Here is a 15915-nt window from a genome sequence, read left to right as displayed (position 1 = left end):
TTACAATAAAAGCGCGAGTAGCCGGGTTTCAACCCCGCTCTCGCGCTTTTTGCACACCTAACCGATTATCGTTGATCTCCAGGAAAGACACGGTCGATGGTCGTTTCAAAATCGTTAATGTAGTGGTTCAAAGTTCTCCCACTACGGCTTTGCATCCCGTAGTTGCCAATCTGATTCACGAAGTCGGTATTGCCTGATACGTAGACGTTGCGGATATGAGGGGCGGTTTGCTTGATGGCGGCTGTGATTTGTTCCCTCACATCTTCACCGATGTTGTCCATTCCCATACCTACGACCATATCACCCATGCCAAGTCCTGTACCATTATCATTTGCCGATCGGTTCATCATCCCTGTCCCTGCGCCATAAGCGCCATACATGTTTGTATCCCGCTGGCCGTTCATGCCACTCATACCCATGCCTGGCATTCGATCGGTTGAATTGAGCGCCCGATTCCGATTCATGTCCATACCTTTGGTACCGGTGCCCAGCATGTCCATACCGTTGCGGCTGGTATTCATACCATTGGTGTTCATGCCTTTAGTGTTCATGCCGTTGGTATTCATGCCTTTAGTGTTCATGCCGTTGGTATTCATGCCATTGTTGTTGCTGTTGCCATGCATAGTCACGCCCACATAAGCATCGTGATCGGTCACGACGACATGTGCCGCTTGGACGCTACTAAGCTGAGCCACTTTGTTACTCAATGCCTGACTATAGCGCAACGATTGAATACGCTCCTGCCCGTTCCCTGTATTACGCGTATTCATACGCTGATTTCGGTCCATGGAGTCCATGGAATTGATGTTGTATCCCCGATTGTGGTTATTGCGCAAGCTCTGAGTTCGCATGTTATTGTCCGCGTTACCACAGCCCGCAATACCGGCAACCCCCGCGACCATTGCTGCCGACAATGACAAATGAACGATTTTGCTTCCTCGCATGCAGTCAACCTCCATCTATAGAATGAATGTATGAGACAGGTCTTAGGATGCGCAAAATCGTCTGTTCGTCATACAGGTAAACTTACCCGCACGATTCCGACGGAGCAAGCGTACAATAACTACAGAATCGCTTATTTCATCCATGAACAAGAGGAGCTTGCCCATGAAGGTGCTTTTTACGTTTTATGTTCCCAGCGGGGGCGTAGAAACTTTAAATCGCTTACGCTGCGTAGCCCTCAGAACGCAGGGAATTGAAGGGCATGTGCTGTATCTTCAGTCCGGGTATGGGCTTGGAAATACACAGGCAGCCAATATTCCCGTCATGGTCGCTCCAGGAGATGACGAGCTTCTTCGCCGACTACCGCAATACGACGCGATCATCACGACTTCGGACTATTTACTGCCCGGCAGACTGCGCCGGCTGGGATATACCAAACCGATTATTTTTGAAATACAAGGTCTGGGCACCAGGGAGCAGGCGATGAAGATGCTTCAGGAGGGATCGGGAGAAATCCTGCGCCATTGCCAGGCCTCGCTCATGCCTCCCACACCACATTTGGTCGAATTGGCCTCCATATACTATCCGACGCTACCTAATTATATTTTCCCCAATCTGCTGGATACGCAGCATTTCCATTATAAATCGCAGCCCAAATATCCTGTGCCAATTATTGGGTGGGTGGGAAGACTAGAGCCAAATAAAAATTGGGAACTATTCCTCGAAATTTCGGCCAATCTGATTCGCCGCCGTCCTAAGGCGGAAATCTGGATGTTTATGGATTACGAACTGCCCTCCGATGAAATTAAAAATGCGTTCTGGCAATACATTAATGTGCTTGGTCTGCAATCCCGTGTGAAAATATTCCCCAACACTCCAAACCGGGAGATGCCCTTCTATTTGTCACGAATCGGCGACTCCGGCGGCCTGATGATCTCCACCTCTACGCTGGAAGGCTTTGGATACGCCGTTGCCGAGGCTCTGGCTTGCCGTTGTCCAGTTTTAAGCACCGATTCAGAGGGAGTTCGTTTCTTTATCAAAAATAACGAGACAGGGAAATTCTTTCAGTATCCACGCCTGAACGAGGCAGTGACAGAAGCATTGGAATTGATGGATCATGCAGATTTGCGGGAGCGCATCCGTACTCAAGGGCAGCAGCACATTAATCAGTGGATGTCGCCGCAACATTATGCCGTGTCATTCCGGCAGATGTTATCCTACCTTATCCCGTCATAACTTGTTCCCAAGCCCCAAATACAACAAAGCTTCCCCCACGCACATGTTGGGGGAAGCTTCGCTATTTATAAGGTATACATTATTCAGTCTGGCAAAGCTTTGAGTGCCTCCTCCAGCTTCTGATCATTAGCCTTTAGCCCTGGGTCTTGGGGAAGATAACGCAAGGCCTCTTTGTTATGATCATAAGCTTGGCGAAGCTGGCCCATTTGGGCGTAACACAGACATAGACGGCTGTGTGGAAGCCATGTTCGGGCGGCCGTCTGAACAATCGCATTCCATGCTGACAGTTCGGATGTTTGTAGTGCCTGGCTATACCAATAGATTGCTTGCCTCCATTGCTGGCGCTCTTCAAACCACTTCCCCAAGCTACAGCAAATCTCTGGACGAGGGACATCGTAATACAACGATTGAAGCAAAGCTTGCAATTCTTCCTCGCCACGTCCAAGCTTGCGTGAGCAATCAGCTAGCCGAGAACATGCCATTACCAGGTCATCACGTGTGGCTTCTTGGTCTGCAAGAAAATCCTTCAAATGTACGGCGGCTTCTTCGTGGCGATTCGCATCAGCGAGTTCACAAGCCAGATGAAACCGCAGTCGCCCCGTAAGCTCATGCCCGGCCGCTAGCCACCGCTCAATGATATGCAAGTTGCGGCTAGAATGGCCTGGCCCGGATGTTCCCCGGTGAGTAATGGCGATATCCGACAACATCCGTCTTCCCTCCGCTACATCTAAATACTCATGAATAATCCCGATCCAGCGATAGTTCCGACTTCTCCTGACCAGACGATTCCGCCTTGTCATGGCCAAAGGCTCACCAGATGTCTCATCCGTCTGGAGAACATAATTCATGATGACAGAATCCACATCCGGCTCCAGATTTTGCTTGAGATCCTTTAGCTGTTGACGGTTGGACTCCGTAATCACATCATCTGCATCCAACCAAAGAATGAATTCCTGACTGGCCAAAGAAAACGCGAAGTTTCTTGCGGACGAGAAATCATCCCGCCACACATAGTCATAAATCTGCTCCGTATATGCTTGGGCGATCTTCTTCGTGCCATCTGATGAACCTGTATCCACAATCACAATTTCGTCAACGAGGTCGCTGACCGACTGCAAGCATACCGGCAGCCGGGCTTCCTCATTCTTGACGATCATGCACAAACTGATGGTAATCAGGTTAAGAATCCTCCCTCCTTAAGCATCTCGGTGATTTCGGGCTTCTTCAGCAGAGAGGCATTGGAGTGGTATTCAGAGAAGACAGCCGGGTTCAGACCGGCATAACGGGCATTCAAGTCATTTGAGCCCGGCGGCAAAATAACGAAGTATTGATCACTGTACTGCAATGTGTACGGCGACTCGTACCTTGATACCAGCACCTCATGCAATTTCTCGCCCGGGCGAATTCCGATTTCCTTGAACGGTACACGGTGTCCGACGTAGTGCTCTGCCAGCACCTCCGCGATATCGACAATGCGGCAAGCCTTCATCTTCATTACAAATGTCTCGCCACCAATGGCCGTCGTTGCTGCCTTCAGCAGTAGATCAATGGCCTGAGACAACGTCAGGAAGAAGCGGGTCATTTCCCGAAAGGTCAAGGTAAGCTCCCGTCCCTCCCGCAGTTGATTGATGAACAGCGGAACAACGCTGCCGTTGGTACCTAACACATTGCCTCCGCGAATACACGTAAAGCGGGTATCTTCGCTCAGATCATTGGCCCGGATCATCAGCTTCTCGCCGATGGCTTTGGTCATGCCATAGGTATTCGTGGGATCAACCGCTTTGTCCGTAGATACATCGATGACCTTAGCTACTTTCTGCGCAATGCTGGCGCGAATGATATTCTCTGTTCCGAGAACATTGGTCTTCAGCGCCTCTTCCGGTTGGAATTCACACACAGGTACATGCTTGAGTGCAGCCAGATGGAACACATAATCGGCACCCTTACAAGCCGCTTCCACCGCTCCATAATCGCGGATATCACCGATCACGAACCGGAGTTCCTTATGCCCGTTGAACTCCCGTGCCATCAGGACCTGGGCATACTCGTTTCTGGAGAAAATTCGAATCTCCTTCGGCTGCTCCAGCAGTAGCCGGCGCGTTAATGTCTTGCCCCAGGACCCCGTTCCCCCGGTGACCAATATCGTCTTATCTTTGAACATTACCCTACCTTCCTTTCTTCCGTATCATGATCAGGATTTATCCTAGTGATTTGAAGTGCCCCGAGGTGCCATCGCCAAGCGCAATGACTCTTGCCTTGCCCTGACGACCCCGCAATGCATTTCTTGTATCAAATACCAACGAAGCATGGGCGACCACCTGGTCCAGTGGCAATCCCTTATGATGAACAGCCAGCAACACGCAATCACTAGCCTCCAAAATTTCGGTATCAAGCTCGGCCGATGTCAGCTCCAGGCCACTGTCCTTCAAATCCGTAACCAGTGGGTCATGGTATTCCACCTGAGCTCCTTCGGCCATGAGCAGCCGAAGGATTTCAATGGAACTGGATTCACGTATATCCGCGACATCCTCCTTGAAGGTGACTCCGAGCACCAATATTCGTTTACCTGTAAGCACTGAGTCCTCCATGGCCTGCTTGATTCGAGATACGACATATGCTGGCATAGAGCGGTTAATTCGTGTGCTAGCTTCAATAAAGGTGCTATCGACTTCAAGCTGATGGGCTTTCCATTGCAAATATAAAGGATCCACCGGAATGCAATGCCCACCTACCCCGGGTCCGGGATAAAATGCTTTGAAGCCAAAAGGCTTGGTAGATGCCGCTTCCACGACCTCCCATACATTGATGCCCAGCCTGTCGCATAACATGGCAAACTCATTCATAAAAGAAATATTGACGAAACGAAATGTGTTCTCCAACAATTTAGCCATCTCTGCTGTTTCTGTGGAGGATACGCGTACAACTTTATGGAACGCAGCCTGATATAATTCTTCTGTGCGGTCGGCGCAGGCTGAAGTAATTCCACTTACAATCTTGGGAATCTCTTGCAGAGCATATCGTCGACTACCAGGATTAACCCGCTCTGGCGAAAAACCAACGAAGAGTTCAACTCCTATGCGTAATCCACTTTGTTCCAACAGGGGCAAAATTACTTCCCGTGTGGTTCCAGGATAGGTAGAACTCTCAAGGGCAACCAGTTGGCCTGGCTGTAAATGTCCGCTCATGTCCCTGGACGCTTCAATCAAGTAGGCCATATCCGGTTCATGCTGCTGGTTGAGCGGTGTTGGCACGCACATAATGACCGCCTCTGCGGCGGCTATGCTGCTGTATTCCGAGCTAACCTCAAGCTGACCGCTTTGAACGAAAAGCCTGATCTTGGCTTCCGGAACATCCGCGATATAGCTTCGTCCTTCGTTCAGTAGCTTCAGCTTGTTCTCGTCCTTATCAATGCCGATTACGCGAAAGCCTTGATCCATGTAAGTTTCAGCCAAAGGCAGTCCGACGTAACCCAAACCGACGATGGCTATAGTACGGCTCAAATCTCATCTCTCCCTTCCGTGTTGATAACCGGTCATACTGCCCGCAGACGTTACGACATCTTCCTGTTGGCGATGATGGAACGAATCATCTGTAGCAACTCACGGGTTCGAGTGGCCGTCGTATGGTGCTCTCTGACAAATTCATAGCCCTGGTGGCTAATTTTGTTCCTTAAAACCTCATTGTTAGGATGAAGATAGAAATTGGCTTTGGCCAGATAATCCCGTGGCGTAATTGCAACATAATGAACGCCAGGCCGAAAGCCCAGCTTAATCAAATCCGGGTTCTCGGGTGCAAGCAGCAAGGTATGACAAGCCGGCACCTCGAAATATTTTCGTAGAGGATAACGGTATATGGAGTCGCAGGTCATGAATATTTTGGCCCTGTTCACCTCTACGGCAAAGCTGCGGGCAACCCGTGCCTTGGCATCAGAGGCAAAATCCACATAACCGGGATGATCGTGAATAACGAAGCCAGGTCTTGCTGTCAATGATGTCTTGATGGCGTGTCGCAACGGATAGACCTTCCGGTTGGTGGCTCCCATCAGCAGAATGTCGATTCGCTTGCGCTGCTGGTAGTCTCGAAATACAACTGGATCAACGAAATGCGGAAGCCAGTGCAGATTTCCCTTGAATTCAGGATAACGCTCACGGAAAGCCTGCTGATAAATCGTGAATATATTCGAAGAGGGGAACCGCAGTAGAAATTCCCGGCGCTGCTCCACTTTGCTATGAAGATCATGCATGATCATGCCCCAGGGAATGCCTAGCTGAGCGAGTCCTTGAACAGGAGGGCAATAAGCAGCATGGAACATATCATTTAATAGAACAAAATCAGGCTTAGCGGGCATGCGTCGAACGATTTCCCCAAGATTTCCACCTCGATGTTCTACAGTTAATAAGACTTGCTTCTGCAGTTCCATCTGCATGTAATAGAAATTACGTTCCAGGTATTTGCTGAAATCTCGGGTGATGAACAGTATCTTTAAGCGGTTCATGCCATCCAACCCTTTTCTATCATAGTGGTTGTTCAAAAAGTCATCTTTTGATCACGAAGTGGGTCAGGAAGTACATTCGGGCTGAAAACCTGACTTTTTGAACTTTCACTTTAGCAGCAGGGCTGCTTCATTTAGACGAAAACCGCCCCGGGTCAAACCCGAGGCAGGTTTTCTGTTTTGCGTTAACCTTGCTGGGCAATGCCCGTAAAGGCTTCTGGGCCGTTACGAATAGCGGTTGTTGCTCCAGAAATATAGGAAGTGTAAACCGTTTCCGGTGCCGCCGGAGCAAGCAGGTCGGCAGCAACGAATGACGTTACCTGCGTGGAAGTTGCACTGGTCACGACCCCGTCCAGACTAAAGATGACATTGGCAGGAGCAAACGTCGCCCCACGGACGATATCAATTGTAAATGTGTCTCCAACGTCCCCCAATATGCCGATAATCCCTTGCAGAATTACGATTGGATTGGGAACGTTCTGCGTCTGCAAACCGATGATTCCAAACAGTGCCGGGGTATCGGACAGTGGAGTCCCGGGGAACCCAGGCTGGTTGGAGTTCACGGAGCTTCTGGCATCAAGAAAAACACCCATCTCTTCATTCACCACCTTCTTGTAATCTATTTCAGGTTATGGTTGAAGAGCGTGTTTCGTATAGACAACTTCCTCAAGGTAACTGCTCATTTTCTGCTATTCGGGTACAAATGACCTGCTTCATGGACTTTAGGAGGTAGCGATGAGATGGGTTAAGGCCGCTCTGTAGCGATCCTGGAGGAATTGAATTTCTGCGGAAATAGCACTCTGGTGGCGTAAGGTCCCCATGCCTCCATGCTTCCGATAGAAAGTAAGCGGAATTTCAACATAGGGGAAGGCAGTGCGAGATAACAGCACCCGGTGCCATAAGTCATAATCATGGGTGTACGGCAACTGTTCATCGAAGATCCCTACTTGCTGCACCAGACTGCGATGCATCATCACCGTACAGCCATTCACGGGATTACCGCCAAGAAACGTGTGGAGCAAGACATTTAATTCCATAGGGGGCATTCCCGCTCCATGCTGGGTCACCTGACTATGTTCGTCGATATAACTGAAGTTGGTATGAGAAATAGCCGCACCTCGCGCTTGCATGAATTGAAGCTGAACGGCAACTTTGTCAGGATGAAACTTATCATCCGAGCTAAGCCAGGCAACATAATCGCCTGAGGCATGGCGGATGCCGTGGTTCAGGGCCGAGGCAGTTCCGCCATTGGCTTTGCCCAGATAGTAAATATGACTCCGGTATGGAGCCAGGCGCTCTGCATGCTGAGTCGAGCCATCGTCCACGACAATGACCTCGATATTTGTATAACTCTGATCCAACGCACTTTGAACGGCTTGCTCAATATAAGGACAGTTATAGAACGGAATGATGATGCTTACTCTCGGATTCATGACCTAGCTCTCCCTTCCTCACGGCAATCGTTCAGTATATCCGTCAGGGACTGTTCCCAGGAATAAGCCGCCTCCCACCCCATGTCCCACAGAGATTGCGGAACAACGGTTGATGCTGATCCAGATGCAGACACGGGACTCTTCAAGGCAGGCTGTGAGACGCGAAGATCCAGCGTCGCGGGTGTCAGCTTGGCATAGACTTCAGCCAGTTCCGACAGGCTGTGTTCCTGACCAGAGCATACTGGATAGATCTTGCCGGGAATGCCCTGGGTGAGCAAAATCTCATAGGCATTCACTGCATCTCGCACATCCAGAAAGTCCCGCCGTTCATCCCCTTTTGTCAGCTTGAAGGGAGGAAGCTCCTCTCCACGCTCAATCCCGGCAATGTAGCGGGCCAACAAGGAACAGACCCCTGTCGAAGGCCCTGTACCAATCAGGTTCCCTGGCTCCGCAACCATCACGTGGAGCCCAAACAGTTCTCCCCAAGCCAACGCTGCTGCTTCTTGCAGCGCCTTACTCAGCCCGTAAGGGTGCGTGGCAGCGCCCTGATTGCCTAGTCCAAATTTGAGCCGCGAGCCAGCTACCAGCACGCGAGTGTGCTCCAGTCCGGCAGCATGCAAGCCATCAAGCACATGCAGCGTAGTCATCAAGTTGCTCTCCACGTACAGGAGTGGATGGTCCCAGGAAGCAGGTACTGAATTTTTCCCACCAAGATGAAGAACATATTCAGGCCGAAGCTTGTATATCATCTCCCTGACCTGCCGCTTATCGGTCAGATCGCATGGGTAATAGCTAACACCGGAACCGCCGGGAAGTCCGGCTTCGCTTCGAACTGAGGCGAAGACCCGGTATCCCTGGGCCGCAAACCAGCGGCAAGCATGTTGTCCGGTGAATCCTGCCGCTCCGGTAATCAGAATAGTAGCTTGATCAGCCATGCTGATTCATCCAACCCGCCATTTCCTCCAGCATATGGCGGAAGGAAGGGAGCGGAACGGCGGCATCGGTCCGCGTATTCACCAGTGTCCGGTCTAGAGAAGGACCATCCTCCGGCTCAATTTCCACATTTGTTTTACCCCAAATCTCCTTGAAGAGCTGAAGCATTTCATATTTGCTCACAATCTCTGGATGAGCGAGGTGAATCAACCCGGATACCGGCTGGTCCATCAATTGATCTATAGCCTTGGCCAGTTGCAGGGTGGTTACACCGTTCCAGGGAACGCGCCGATAACCGGAGACTTTCCCCTCCTGACTCATGAACCAATGGAATAAGCCAATGCCATGTCCGCGAATTTCCGGGCCAATGATAGATGTGCGAATGGTCAAATGTCCCTGATCATGGACTTCGCCCAGCATTTTGGTCACCGCATACATAGAAGTTCCATCAGGCGGATCATCCTCACGGTAATGTCCGCGAGCTCCACTGAACACACAATCGGTGCTAATGTGAATCAGCCTGGCTCCTGTCTTGTCGGCCAAATGACGTAATCGATGGGGCAGGAAGCCATTAATATGGTAAGCTGCGATTTTGTCCTGCTCAGCGAACTGATTGAGAACCCCGACGGCGTTGATAATGATCTGGGGACGAACCACCTGAACGGCATAATCCACGGCCACGGTATCCGTCACATCCAGGATCAAGGATTCGGCATCTCCCGAATCTCGGGAAGTGTAGAAGACCTGATGTTTTCCTTGCTCGCGGAAATATCGAACGAGGACATGGCCGGCCATGCCGGCGCCCCCGAGGATCAGTATTTTCATGAAAGGAACCCTCCTCTGGCCAACAGGCCGCGGATCGCTTCCTTATCCATCAGATGATGCTCGGAACTTAACTCACCGAAGGTCACGCCAGGCAGGTCGCCATAACGTTCCTGCAAGCCGGCGATCTCCAGCGCAGGGAGAATGACCAAATATTCATCATCATAGACCACGGTCGTCCGGCTTTCATATTCGCTGAGCAGCAACTCGTGAATTCTTTCTCCCGGGCGGACGCCGAACTCTACCATAGATACCCCGGGTACTCCGGACTCTTCGATGATGACCTGGGCCAGATCGACAATTCGGCACGTTGGCATCAGCATCACAAAGATTTCACCGCCGACGCTCTCCCGTGAGGCTTTGAACAACAGTTGGATAGCCTCGGGCATTGTGAAGAAGAAACGCGTCATTTCCATATCCGTAATTGAAACTTGGCGTCTTTCCCGAATTTGCTGCTTGAATAAGTGAATAACACTGCCGTTGGTTCCAAGGACATTGCCGCCCCGAACGCATACAAATCTCGTTTCTTCCTGAATCAGATTGGCATACACAATCAGCTTCTCCCCAATGGCCTTCGTCATGCCGTAGAAGTTGGATGGATTGGCAGCCTTGTCGGTAGAGATGTACAGAACCTTCTTCACCTTGTTCTCAATCGCAGCTTCAATAACATTTTGCGTGCCCACCACATTGGTCTTCAAGGCCTCGCCAGGCTGCTCCTCGCAAACAGGGACATGCTTCAAAGCGGCAAGGTGATAGACGATATCTACATGACGGCAAGCCGCAGTCAGCGCTTCTTTATCGCGGATATCTCCAATACGGAAGGTCAGCCGCTTATCGTCAAAGGCACGGCTCATGGCTACCTGAGCCGCTTCGCCGCGAGAATATACGATGATTTCCTTCGGCTGCTGAGGCAGCAATTGCCGAATGAGCTCATGGCCCCATGAGCCCGTTCCCCCGGTCACGAGAATGACTTGGTCTTTAAACATTCAGTTTCCCTCCAAGTACGAATTTGACCACCTTTTCCGAAACCTTCTTCTCCAGATAGCCGTCAGGATACGGCCATGAGCGTTCCATTCCTGCCATCATTTTGGCTGTAGCTGCAATGGCCTCTGCATTTACGCCAGATACGACGTTACTGCCGCAATCCACCGTCTCCGGGCGCTCCGTAGTCCGGCGGATGGTAACTGTGGGAACATGCATAATGCAGCATTCCTCCTGCACCGTGCCGCTGTCCGTCAACGCACAGAGAGCATGCTTCTCCAGCTTCACAAAATCAAAAAATCCAAAGGGCTCATAAAATTCTACAAGGGGATGCATCTTCAGCTTCAAATCCCGTTCAATGCGCGACCGGGTACGGGGATGAATACTGCAAATCATCCGTAGCGAAGAGGCCTCTGCCACCTTGTTCAGCCCTTCCATAATGGCATGCAGCGACTCTGGCCGATCCACGTTCTCTGCCCGGTGGGCGGTAACCAGATAATAGGCTCGCTCGCTCAGGCCCAGACGCGTCAAAATGTCGCTAGCCTCTACCTGAGAATCATAATGTTGCATGACTTCATAAATGGGATTGCCCGTTAGCACGATACGTCGTCCCGGCACACCCTCGGCAATCAAATGCTGTTTGCTTTGGGGGGTGTATGGCATGTTAATCGTGGACACGGCATCAATAATCTTCCGGTTCTTCTCCTCCGGAACATCGAGGTCAAAGCAGCGATTGCCCGCTTCCATATGGATGACAGGATACCCCAGCCGTTCAGCCAGAACTGCGCATAACGCGCTGTTGGTATCCCCCAGCAGCAGCACCCGGTCCGGTCGCTCCTGATCCAGAAGTTGCTCCATCTGAGCAAACATAGCCGAAAGCTGGGTGCCCAGGGTTGTTTTATGGTCTTGAAACACATAGTCGGGCTGTCTCAGGCCCAAGTCCTGAAAAAAGACATCACTCAGGCTGGCCGTAAAGTTCTGTCCCGTATGGACCAGGATGTGCTTGTCGGCCCACTGGTCAAGCAAAGGTATGATCAGGCTTAACCGGATGATCTCCGGCCGAGTCCCGAGTATCGTCATGATCTTCACATTCTCATCTCCTTGCAGACTTATGACGCTTGCTTCTACGTCTGGATGCTATACTGGAAGACCTGCGCCGCCGAGCCGCATGCCGCTCCGTTCCTTTCCGGCTTCGTTTGCGGCGGGCCGTTATCCCCCGCTGCACACTGCCCTTGCCTCGGCGCTGCTTCTTCAAGGCTCTCCGTCGCTTGAAGCTCCTGCTACGCCGGCTCCCCTTGCCCGATAAGGTACGATTATTGCCCGCAGATTCTTTGGCTCCCGATTCAATAGCGCGAAGCCCCAGTTCATCTAACGGGGGTTCTTGCCGTTCAGGTAACGGAACAACGCTACCGTGCAAGCCATTCATTCGCTCTACTAATCCGAGTAATCTGCCTTCATAAGCGGATGGCCCAAAGGCCGCCTCGGACTGAATCCGGTTGCTCTGTCCAACCTCTTCCGCCAGTCCTGGCGAAGATAATAACTGCGCTGCTCTGGACGCAAGTTCCTCCGAATCACGGGTCGCTGCCAAATAAGGGGCATTGCCCGTTGCCTCCAGAATCTCCTTCAACCCTCCCGAAGCGTAGGCCACAACCGGCTTGCCGAAGAACATCCCTTCCAGCGCCGTTAGTCCAAAGCCTTCTGGAGCAATGGCCGGGACGATGACCAGGTCCAGTGCAGCAAATACAGCCTCAATCTGATCCTCGAAGTTAGCGAATATGAATCGGTCCCGATAAGGAGAAGCCGCAGCCATATCCTGCAAACTGCGGTAAAATTCATGGTGAATTTCAGCGCCGATCATCACAAATTTTGTATCACTGAATGAATCCGCCAACGTTAGCGCCGCTCGCAGAAAATGATCGGCCCCCTTCTCCGGAATCAGGTACGAGGAGATATAGCCTACCAGCCGCTCCGCCGGCTTCACCTTCCATAATCCCCGCTTATGTTGCCGTTGGGAGGGCCACGCCTCCGGGTGGACATCCTCCGGGTTCCAGGAGGGGTACAGCAGCATCGTCTTGTTCTCCGCCGTACTTCCCCGGAACGGATTTAGTACCGCCTGGGAAATGCCGATGATGAGGTCGCTGTACCGATCAATAATGCTGACTGCCTCGGCCGTATAATCGTTCTGCGCGATGACCTCGGTAATCTGCCAGACCACGGGAATGCCAAGCTGCTTGGCCGCGATCGCCGGGGAGACGTTCACACTGGTATTCACCAGCACCAGATCCGGACGCTCCCCGGAGAGCAAATCAACCGTGCGCCGAACCGGTTCGCTCCAGGCTACAGCCGAGGCGAGACCTGACAATCCCGCATGCGGGGAGCACATTCCGTAGAGCAGTCCGTTATCGCAAATGATCGTACGTATTCCATAACGCTTTGCCAGCACGGTCAGGCTCCCCTGCCGGGGAACCACGATCGTGCAATCGTAGTGGGCCTGTAGCTTCCTGGCACAGAAGAGCAGCAGCTTCTCGGCCCCTGTTACATTCCTGATATTGCAAACATGCGAGAACAACAGCAATTTTCTCTTCCCCGGCACCCTCGCCCTCTCCTTCGCTTGATTGATGTGAGCAGACGGCTCCCCCACAAACCAGCTCATGCCTCAGTCCGGCTTAATGGGGGAATTCCGTTATCCAAAGATCACCGTCAGCATGTCATTCAACCGGTTGGCATAGGTATGATCCCGAAGGGTCCGGTCAAGTGCCCGCAGCGCAATTTCCCGTCTCTCTTTCTCATGGGTCAGATAGAACCGCACCTTATCCACTAATTCGTCCGCTGTCGAGAAGGTCTCAATCTCCACGCCCGGAGTATAGAAGGTTGCCAAATCATCCCGCGCATCCACCAATTGCAGCGTTGCGCATGCTGAGATTTCAAACGTTCTCGGGTTAGGTGATGCTGCCAGAATCCCCGCCCCGTTGTGGTTAACGTCTTCCTCAAACGGAGAACGGTGAAGGTTAAGCACAATTTTGGTTCCGCTATAAACCTCCGCCGTCTCTACCGGCCCCATCCATTTGCCAAGCTCGATCCGATCGGCATATTGAGAGAATTCCGGCAAACGATCCCACCAGATTCCGTTAATCATCAACCCTTGCTCCGCCAATGCAGGCATGACTGGACGCAGAAAATGAACTCTGTTCCAATACGCGGAGCCAATAAACCCTAGGTTCCGCCGAATCGGTGATTGAATCAGTGTAGGGCGGTAATGGTCTGTATAGGCGGCAAAAGGCAAATAATGCACATTGGGGGAGCCCGCTGCCCGGTAAGGTTCGAGACAATTGCGTTCCAGCGTAAATACATAGTCATAGTGCGGGCTTATGGCAACCGTCATATCTGTATAATAAGGATCGTCGGTGAACCAGATAGCTGTGGGAATTCCCATTGCCCGTACTGCATCGATGTAGTCCGTCGGTAATTCCAGACCATCGAGAGCCAGCACAAGATCGGGCGTATGCAATGCCGCTAATTGCGGGATGGAATCGCTAGGCGTAGCAACAATCAGTTCGGATGTTAAGTCTCGCAACGTGGTGGTAATGGCTTCATCGATCGGAGAGTAGGGAAAGCCCTTACCCGATCCTACGTACAACACTCGCTTCTGCCGAACCGGAAATGCGGGACGTTCCCGATTTACGATCACATTAGCCCTGCCTCTGAGATATCCCTCATCAAATCCGGCTACCAGTCCGTCTGCTCTCCCTCTATCCGCCGAAGTCAACACTTGATTGACATGTACTGCCGCTTGCTCTGTGAGCATAATGTCACTCCTTTTTTATAAGTCCCAAGCTAATTTCTCATCGCCGCCTCCAGAAGTCGGCCAATCCGGTTCGTATACGTGTGTGCGTGTCTTGTTGTCCAGAGAGAGCGCCAGGCCATAAGTCGCCGTTCATCCTCATGCTCCAGGTAGTAGCTGATTTTCGATTCCAGTTCTTCCGCGTTATGGAAGGTCTCAATATCATATCCGGGACGATAGTAGGACGTGAGCTCATCGCGAACATCGGTAATCTGGAATGCGCCACAACCGGCAATTTCATAGGTTCGGGGGTTGATGGACCCGCCAGATAAATTCCGACCGTTCCGGTTGTCTTGCCCCGCCTCCGTTGGGCGGTGAATGTTCAGCACAATCTTGGCGGCATTGTAATAGCTGACGGTTTCCTCCGGTGGAAGCCATCCCTGCCGAATCCAGGGCGATAATTCCTGGAAATGGGGCATGCGTTCCCAATGCCAACCTGCAATCAAGACACGACGGTTCTGGAGAAAGGAGCTCAAGCGCTCGAACAAATCGACGCGATTCCAGAACGCATTCCCGACAAAACAGACATCATAGCGGTGCTCTGGCTTCGCCGGTACAGGGCGAAATAACCTTGGATTGGCAGCCAGTGGAAGATGATGCACTTCGGCACATCCAATGGAACGGTACAAGGACACACATTCGATCTCATGGGTGAAGATAACGTCATAGCTACGAGCCAAAGCCACCGTGTCGTCGGTAAAATAGGGGTCGTCGACAAACCAGACGGCCGTGCGAATGCCCATGCTGCGGATTCGTTCCATCTGCTGGGGATGATCCGCAGGGAATACATGTAGTGAATTCATGACCAGCACCAGATCCGGCCGATAGCGCTCCGCTTCCTGCACCATAGTCTCCGGGGAAGCTACAATACACTGATCCGTCAGCTCCGTCAGTGCTTCCTTAACTCCCTCGTCAATAGCTTCGAATCCCTGTGGAACGTACAGCACCCGCAAATTCATTCTGGGCCAGCCAGCAGGAGATACCCGCTGCAGCACGGCCTGACAGCCGCCATAACGATACCCCTCGCCGTACCCGGCTGAATAAGCATCACCGGTGTGATTCTCCTCATCCTTCATCAAAGTTCTTCATCCTATCTTTTTGGATTCAAACTATGCGTTTTTCCTGGGTCTTAATAAATATATGCTGAGGGGGCACGTGCATCATGGACGACTACCCGCCCGCCTGATAAATTGGCGAATGCCCTCTTGGTCAAAATAACAACAAAAAAGCTTCCA

The 15915-nt window shown here is 51.7% G+C and carries 15 protein-coding genes; 1 reads left to right on the top strand and 14 read right to left on the bottom strand.

Annotated elements, in window-relative coordinates; translation table 11 throughout:
- Positions 1–65: 65 nt before the first annotated feature.
- Positions 66–944, bottom strand: a complete 879-nt coding sequence (locus tag BN3279_RS05280; RefSeq protein ID WP_059049580.1) for a YhcN/YlaJ family sporulation lipoprotein — start codon at positions 942–944, stop codon at positions 66–68.
- A 163-nt stretch (positions 945–1107) separates the two neighbouring features.
- On the opposite strand from BN3279_RS05280, the gene BN3279_RS05275 reads away from it, so the two are divergent.
- On the top strand, positions 1108–2178 hold the full coding sequence (locus BN3279_RS05275) for a glycosyltransferase family 4 protein (protein ID WP_059049579.1): 1071 nt from the start codon (positions 1108–1110) through the stop codon (positions 2176–2178).
- An 83-nt stretch (positions 2179–2261) separates the two neighbouring features.
- Here BN3279_RS05275 and BN3279_RS05270 read toward each other — a convergent pair whose 3' ends face one another.
- The 13 genes from BN3279_RS05270 to BN3279_RS05210 form a co-directional block, all read right to left on the bottom strand.
- Entirely contained in the window at positions 2262–3335 is a 1074-nt protein-coding gene (locus BN3279_RS05270) for a glycosyltransferase family 2 protein (protein ID WP_059049578.1), read from the bottom strand.
- A gap of 17 nt (positions 3336–3352) precedes the next feature.
- Positions 3353–4339: a polysaccharide biosynthesis protein gene (locus BN3279_RS05265; RefSeq protein WP_059049577.1), complete on the bottom strand. Its 987-nt coding sequence runs from the start codon at positions 4337–4339 to the stop codon at positions 3353–3355.
- 37 nt (positions 4340–4376) lie between these two features.
- Complete coding sequence (locus BN3279_RS05260; RefSeq protein ID WP_059049576.1) at positions 4377–5678, bottom strand: nucleotide sugar dehydrogenase; 1302 nt, start codon at positions 5676–5678, stop codon at positions 4377–4379.
- A 50-nt stretch (positions 5679–5728) separates the two neighbouring features.
- Complete coding sequence (locus BN3279_RS05255) at positions 5729–6673, bottom strand: glycosyltransferase family protein (protein ID WP_059049575.1); 945 nt, start codon at positions 6671–6673, stop codon at positions 5729–5731.
- A 182-nt stretch (positions 6674–6855) separates the two neighbouring features.
- Positions 6856–7263 carry a hypothetical protein gene (locus BN3279_RS05250; RefSeq protein ID WP_059049574.1) on the bottom strand — a complete coding sequence of 136 codons (408 nt, stop codon included), beginning with the start codon at positions 7261–7263 and terminating at the stop codon, positions 6856–6858.
- A gap of 129 nt (positions 7264–7392) precedes the next feature.
- Positions 7393–8103: a glycosyltransferase gene (locus BN3279_RS05245; RefSeq protein ID WP_059049573.1), complete on the bottom strand. Its 711-nt coding sequence runs from the start codon at positions 8101–8103 to the stop codon at positions 7393–7395.
- The gene (locus BN3279_RS05240) at positions 8100–9038 is read right to left on the bottom strand and encodes an NAD-dependent epimerase/dehydratase family protein (RefSeq protein WP_059049572.1); all 939 of its coding nucleotides are present in this window, start codon (positions 9036–9038) and stop codon (positions 8100–8102) included. Before BN3279_RS05240 ends, BN3279_RS05245 begins: the two co-directional genes overlap by 4 nt.
- Positions 9031–9861: a dTDP-4-dehydrorhamnose reductase family protein gene (locus BN3279_RS05235; RefSeq protein ID WP_059049571.1), complete on the bottom strand. Its 831-nt coding sequence runs from the start codon at positions 9859–9861 to the stop codon at positions 9031–9033. The genes BN3279_RS05240 and BN3279_RS05235 overlap by 8 nt, the downstream gene beginning before the upstream one ends.
- Entirely contained in the window at positions 9858–10844 is a 987-nt protein-coding gene (locus BN3279_RS05230; protein WP_059049570.1) for a polysaccharide biosynthesis protein, read from the bottom strand. Before BN3279_RS05230 ends, BN3279_RS05235 begins: the two co-directional genes overlap by 4 nt.
- Positions 10837–11928, bottom strand: coding sequence for a non-hydrolyzing UDP-N-acetylglucosamine 2-epimerase (gene wecB / locus BN3279_RS05225; RefSeq protein ID WP_059049569.1), 1092 nt, complete (start codon positions 11926–11928; stop codon positions 10837–10839). Before wecB ends, BN3279_RS05230 begins: the two co-directional genes overlap by 8 nt.
- A 4-nt stretch (positions 11929–11932) precedes the next feature.
- Positions 11933–13432 carry a glycosyltransferase family 4 protein gene (locus BN3279_RS05220; protein ID WP_232436760.1) on the bottom strand — a complete coding sequence of 500 codons (1500 nt, stop codon included), beginning with the start codon at positions 13430–13432 and terminating at the stop codon, positions 11933–11935.
- A gap of 90 nt (positions 13433–13522) precedes the next feature.
- Positions 13523–14644: a CgeB family protein gene (locus BN3279_RS05215; RefSeq protein WP_059049568.1), complete on the bottom strand. Its 1122-nt coding sequence runs from the start codon at positions 14642–14644 to the stop codon at positions 13523–13525.
- 29 nt (positions 14645–14673) lie between these two features.
- A complete protein-coding gene (locus BN3279_RS05210; protein ID WP_059049567.1) occupies positions 14674–15756 on the bottom strand; it encodes a CgeB family protein in 1083 nt (360 codons plus the stop codon).
- Positions 15757–15915: the final 159 nt, after the last annotated feature.

Origin of the sequence: Paenibacillus senegalimassiliensis, assembly GCF_001486585.1 — a bacterium.
GTDB classification, from domain to species: domain Bacteria; phylum Bacillota; class Bacilli; order Paenibacillales; family Paenibacillaceae; genus Fontibacillus; species Fontibacillus senegalimassiliensis.
Note: the sequence above shows the minus strand (reverse complement) of the source record. Positions and strands in the feature narration are given on the sequence as shown.

Coding starts and splice junctions, on each gene's coding strand:
- BN3279_RS05280 (WP_059049580.1), bottom strand. CDS start 944: ATGCGAGGAAGCAAAATCGTTCATTTGTCATTGTCGGCAGCAATGGTC.
- BN3279_RS05275 (WP_059049579.1), top strand. CDS start 1,108: ATGAAGGTGCTTTTTACGTTTTATGTTCCCAGCGGGGGCGTAGAAACT.
- BN3279_RS05270 (WP_059049578.1), bottom strand. CDS start 3,335: ATGATCGTCAAGAATGAGGAAGCCCGGCTGCCGGTATGCTTGCAGTCG.
- BN3279_RS05265 (WP_059049577.1), bottom strand. CDS start 4,339: ATGTTCAAAGATAAGACGATATTGGTCACCGGGGGAACGGGGTCCTGG.
- BN3279_RS05255 (WP_059049575.1), bottom strand. CDS start 6,673: ATGAACCGCTTAAAGATACTGTTCATCACCCGAGATTTCAGCAAATAC.
- BN3279_RS05250 (WP_059049574.1), bottom strand. CDS start 7,263: ATGGGTGTTTTTCTTGATGCCAGAAGCTCCGTGAACTCCAACCAGCCT.
- BN3279_RS05245 (WP_059049573.1), bottom strand. CDS start 8,103: ATGAATCCGAGAGTAAGCATCATCATTCCGTTCTATAACTGTCCTTAT.
- BN3279_RS05240 (WP_059049572.1), bottom strand. CDS start 9,038: ATGGCTGATCAAGCTACTATTCTGATTACCGGAGCGGCAGGATTCACC.
- BN3279_RS05235 (WP_059049571.1), bottom strand. CDS start 9,861: ATGAAAATACTGATCCTCGGGGGCGCCGGCATGGCCGGCCATGTCCTC.
- BN3279_RS05230 (WP_059049570.1), bottom strand. CDS start 10,844: ATGTTTAAAGACCAAGTCATTCTCGTGACCGGGGGAACGGGCTCATGG.
- BN3279_RS05215 (WP_059049568.1), bottom strand. CDS start 14,644: ATGCTCACAGAGCAAGCGGCAGTACATGTCAATCAAGTGTTGACTTCG.
- BN3279_RS05210 (WP_059049567.1), bottom strand. CDS start 15,756: ATGAAGGATGAGGAGAATCACACCGGTGATGCTTATTCAGCCGGGTAC.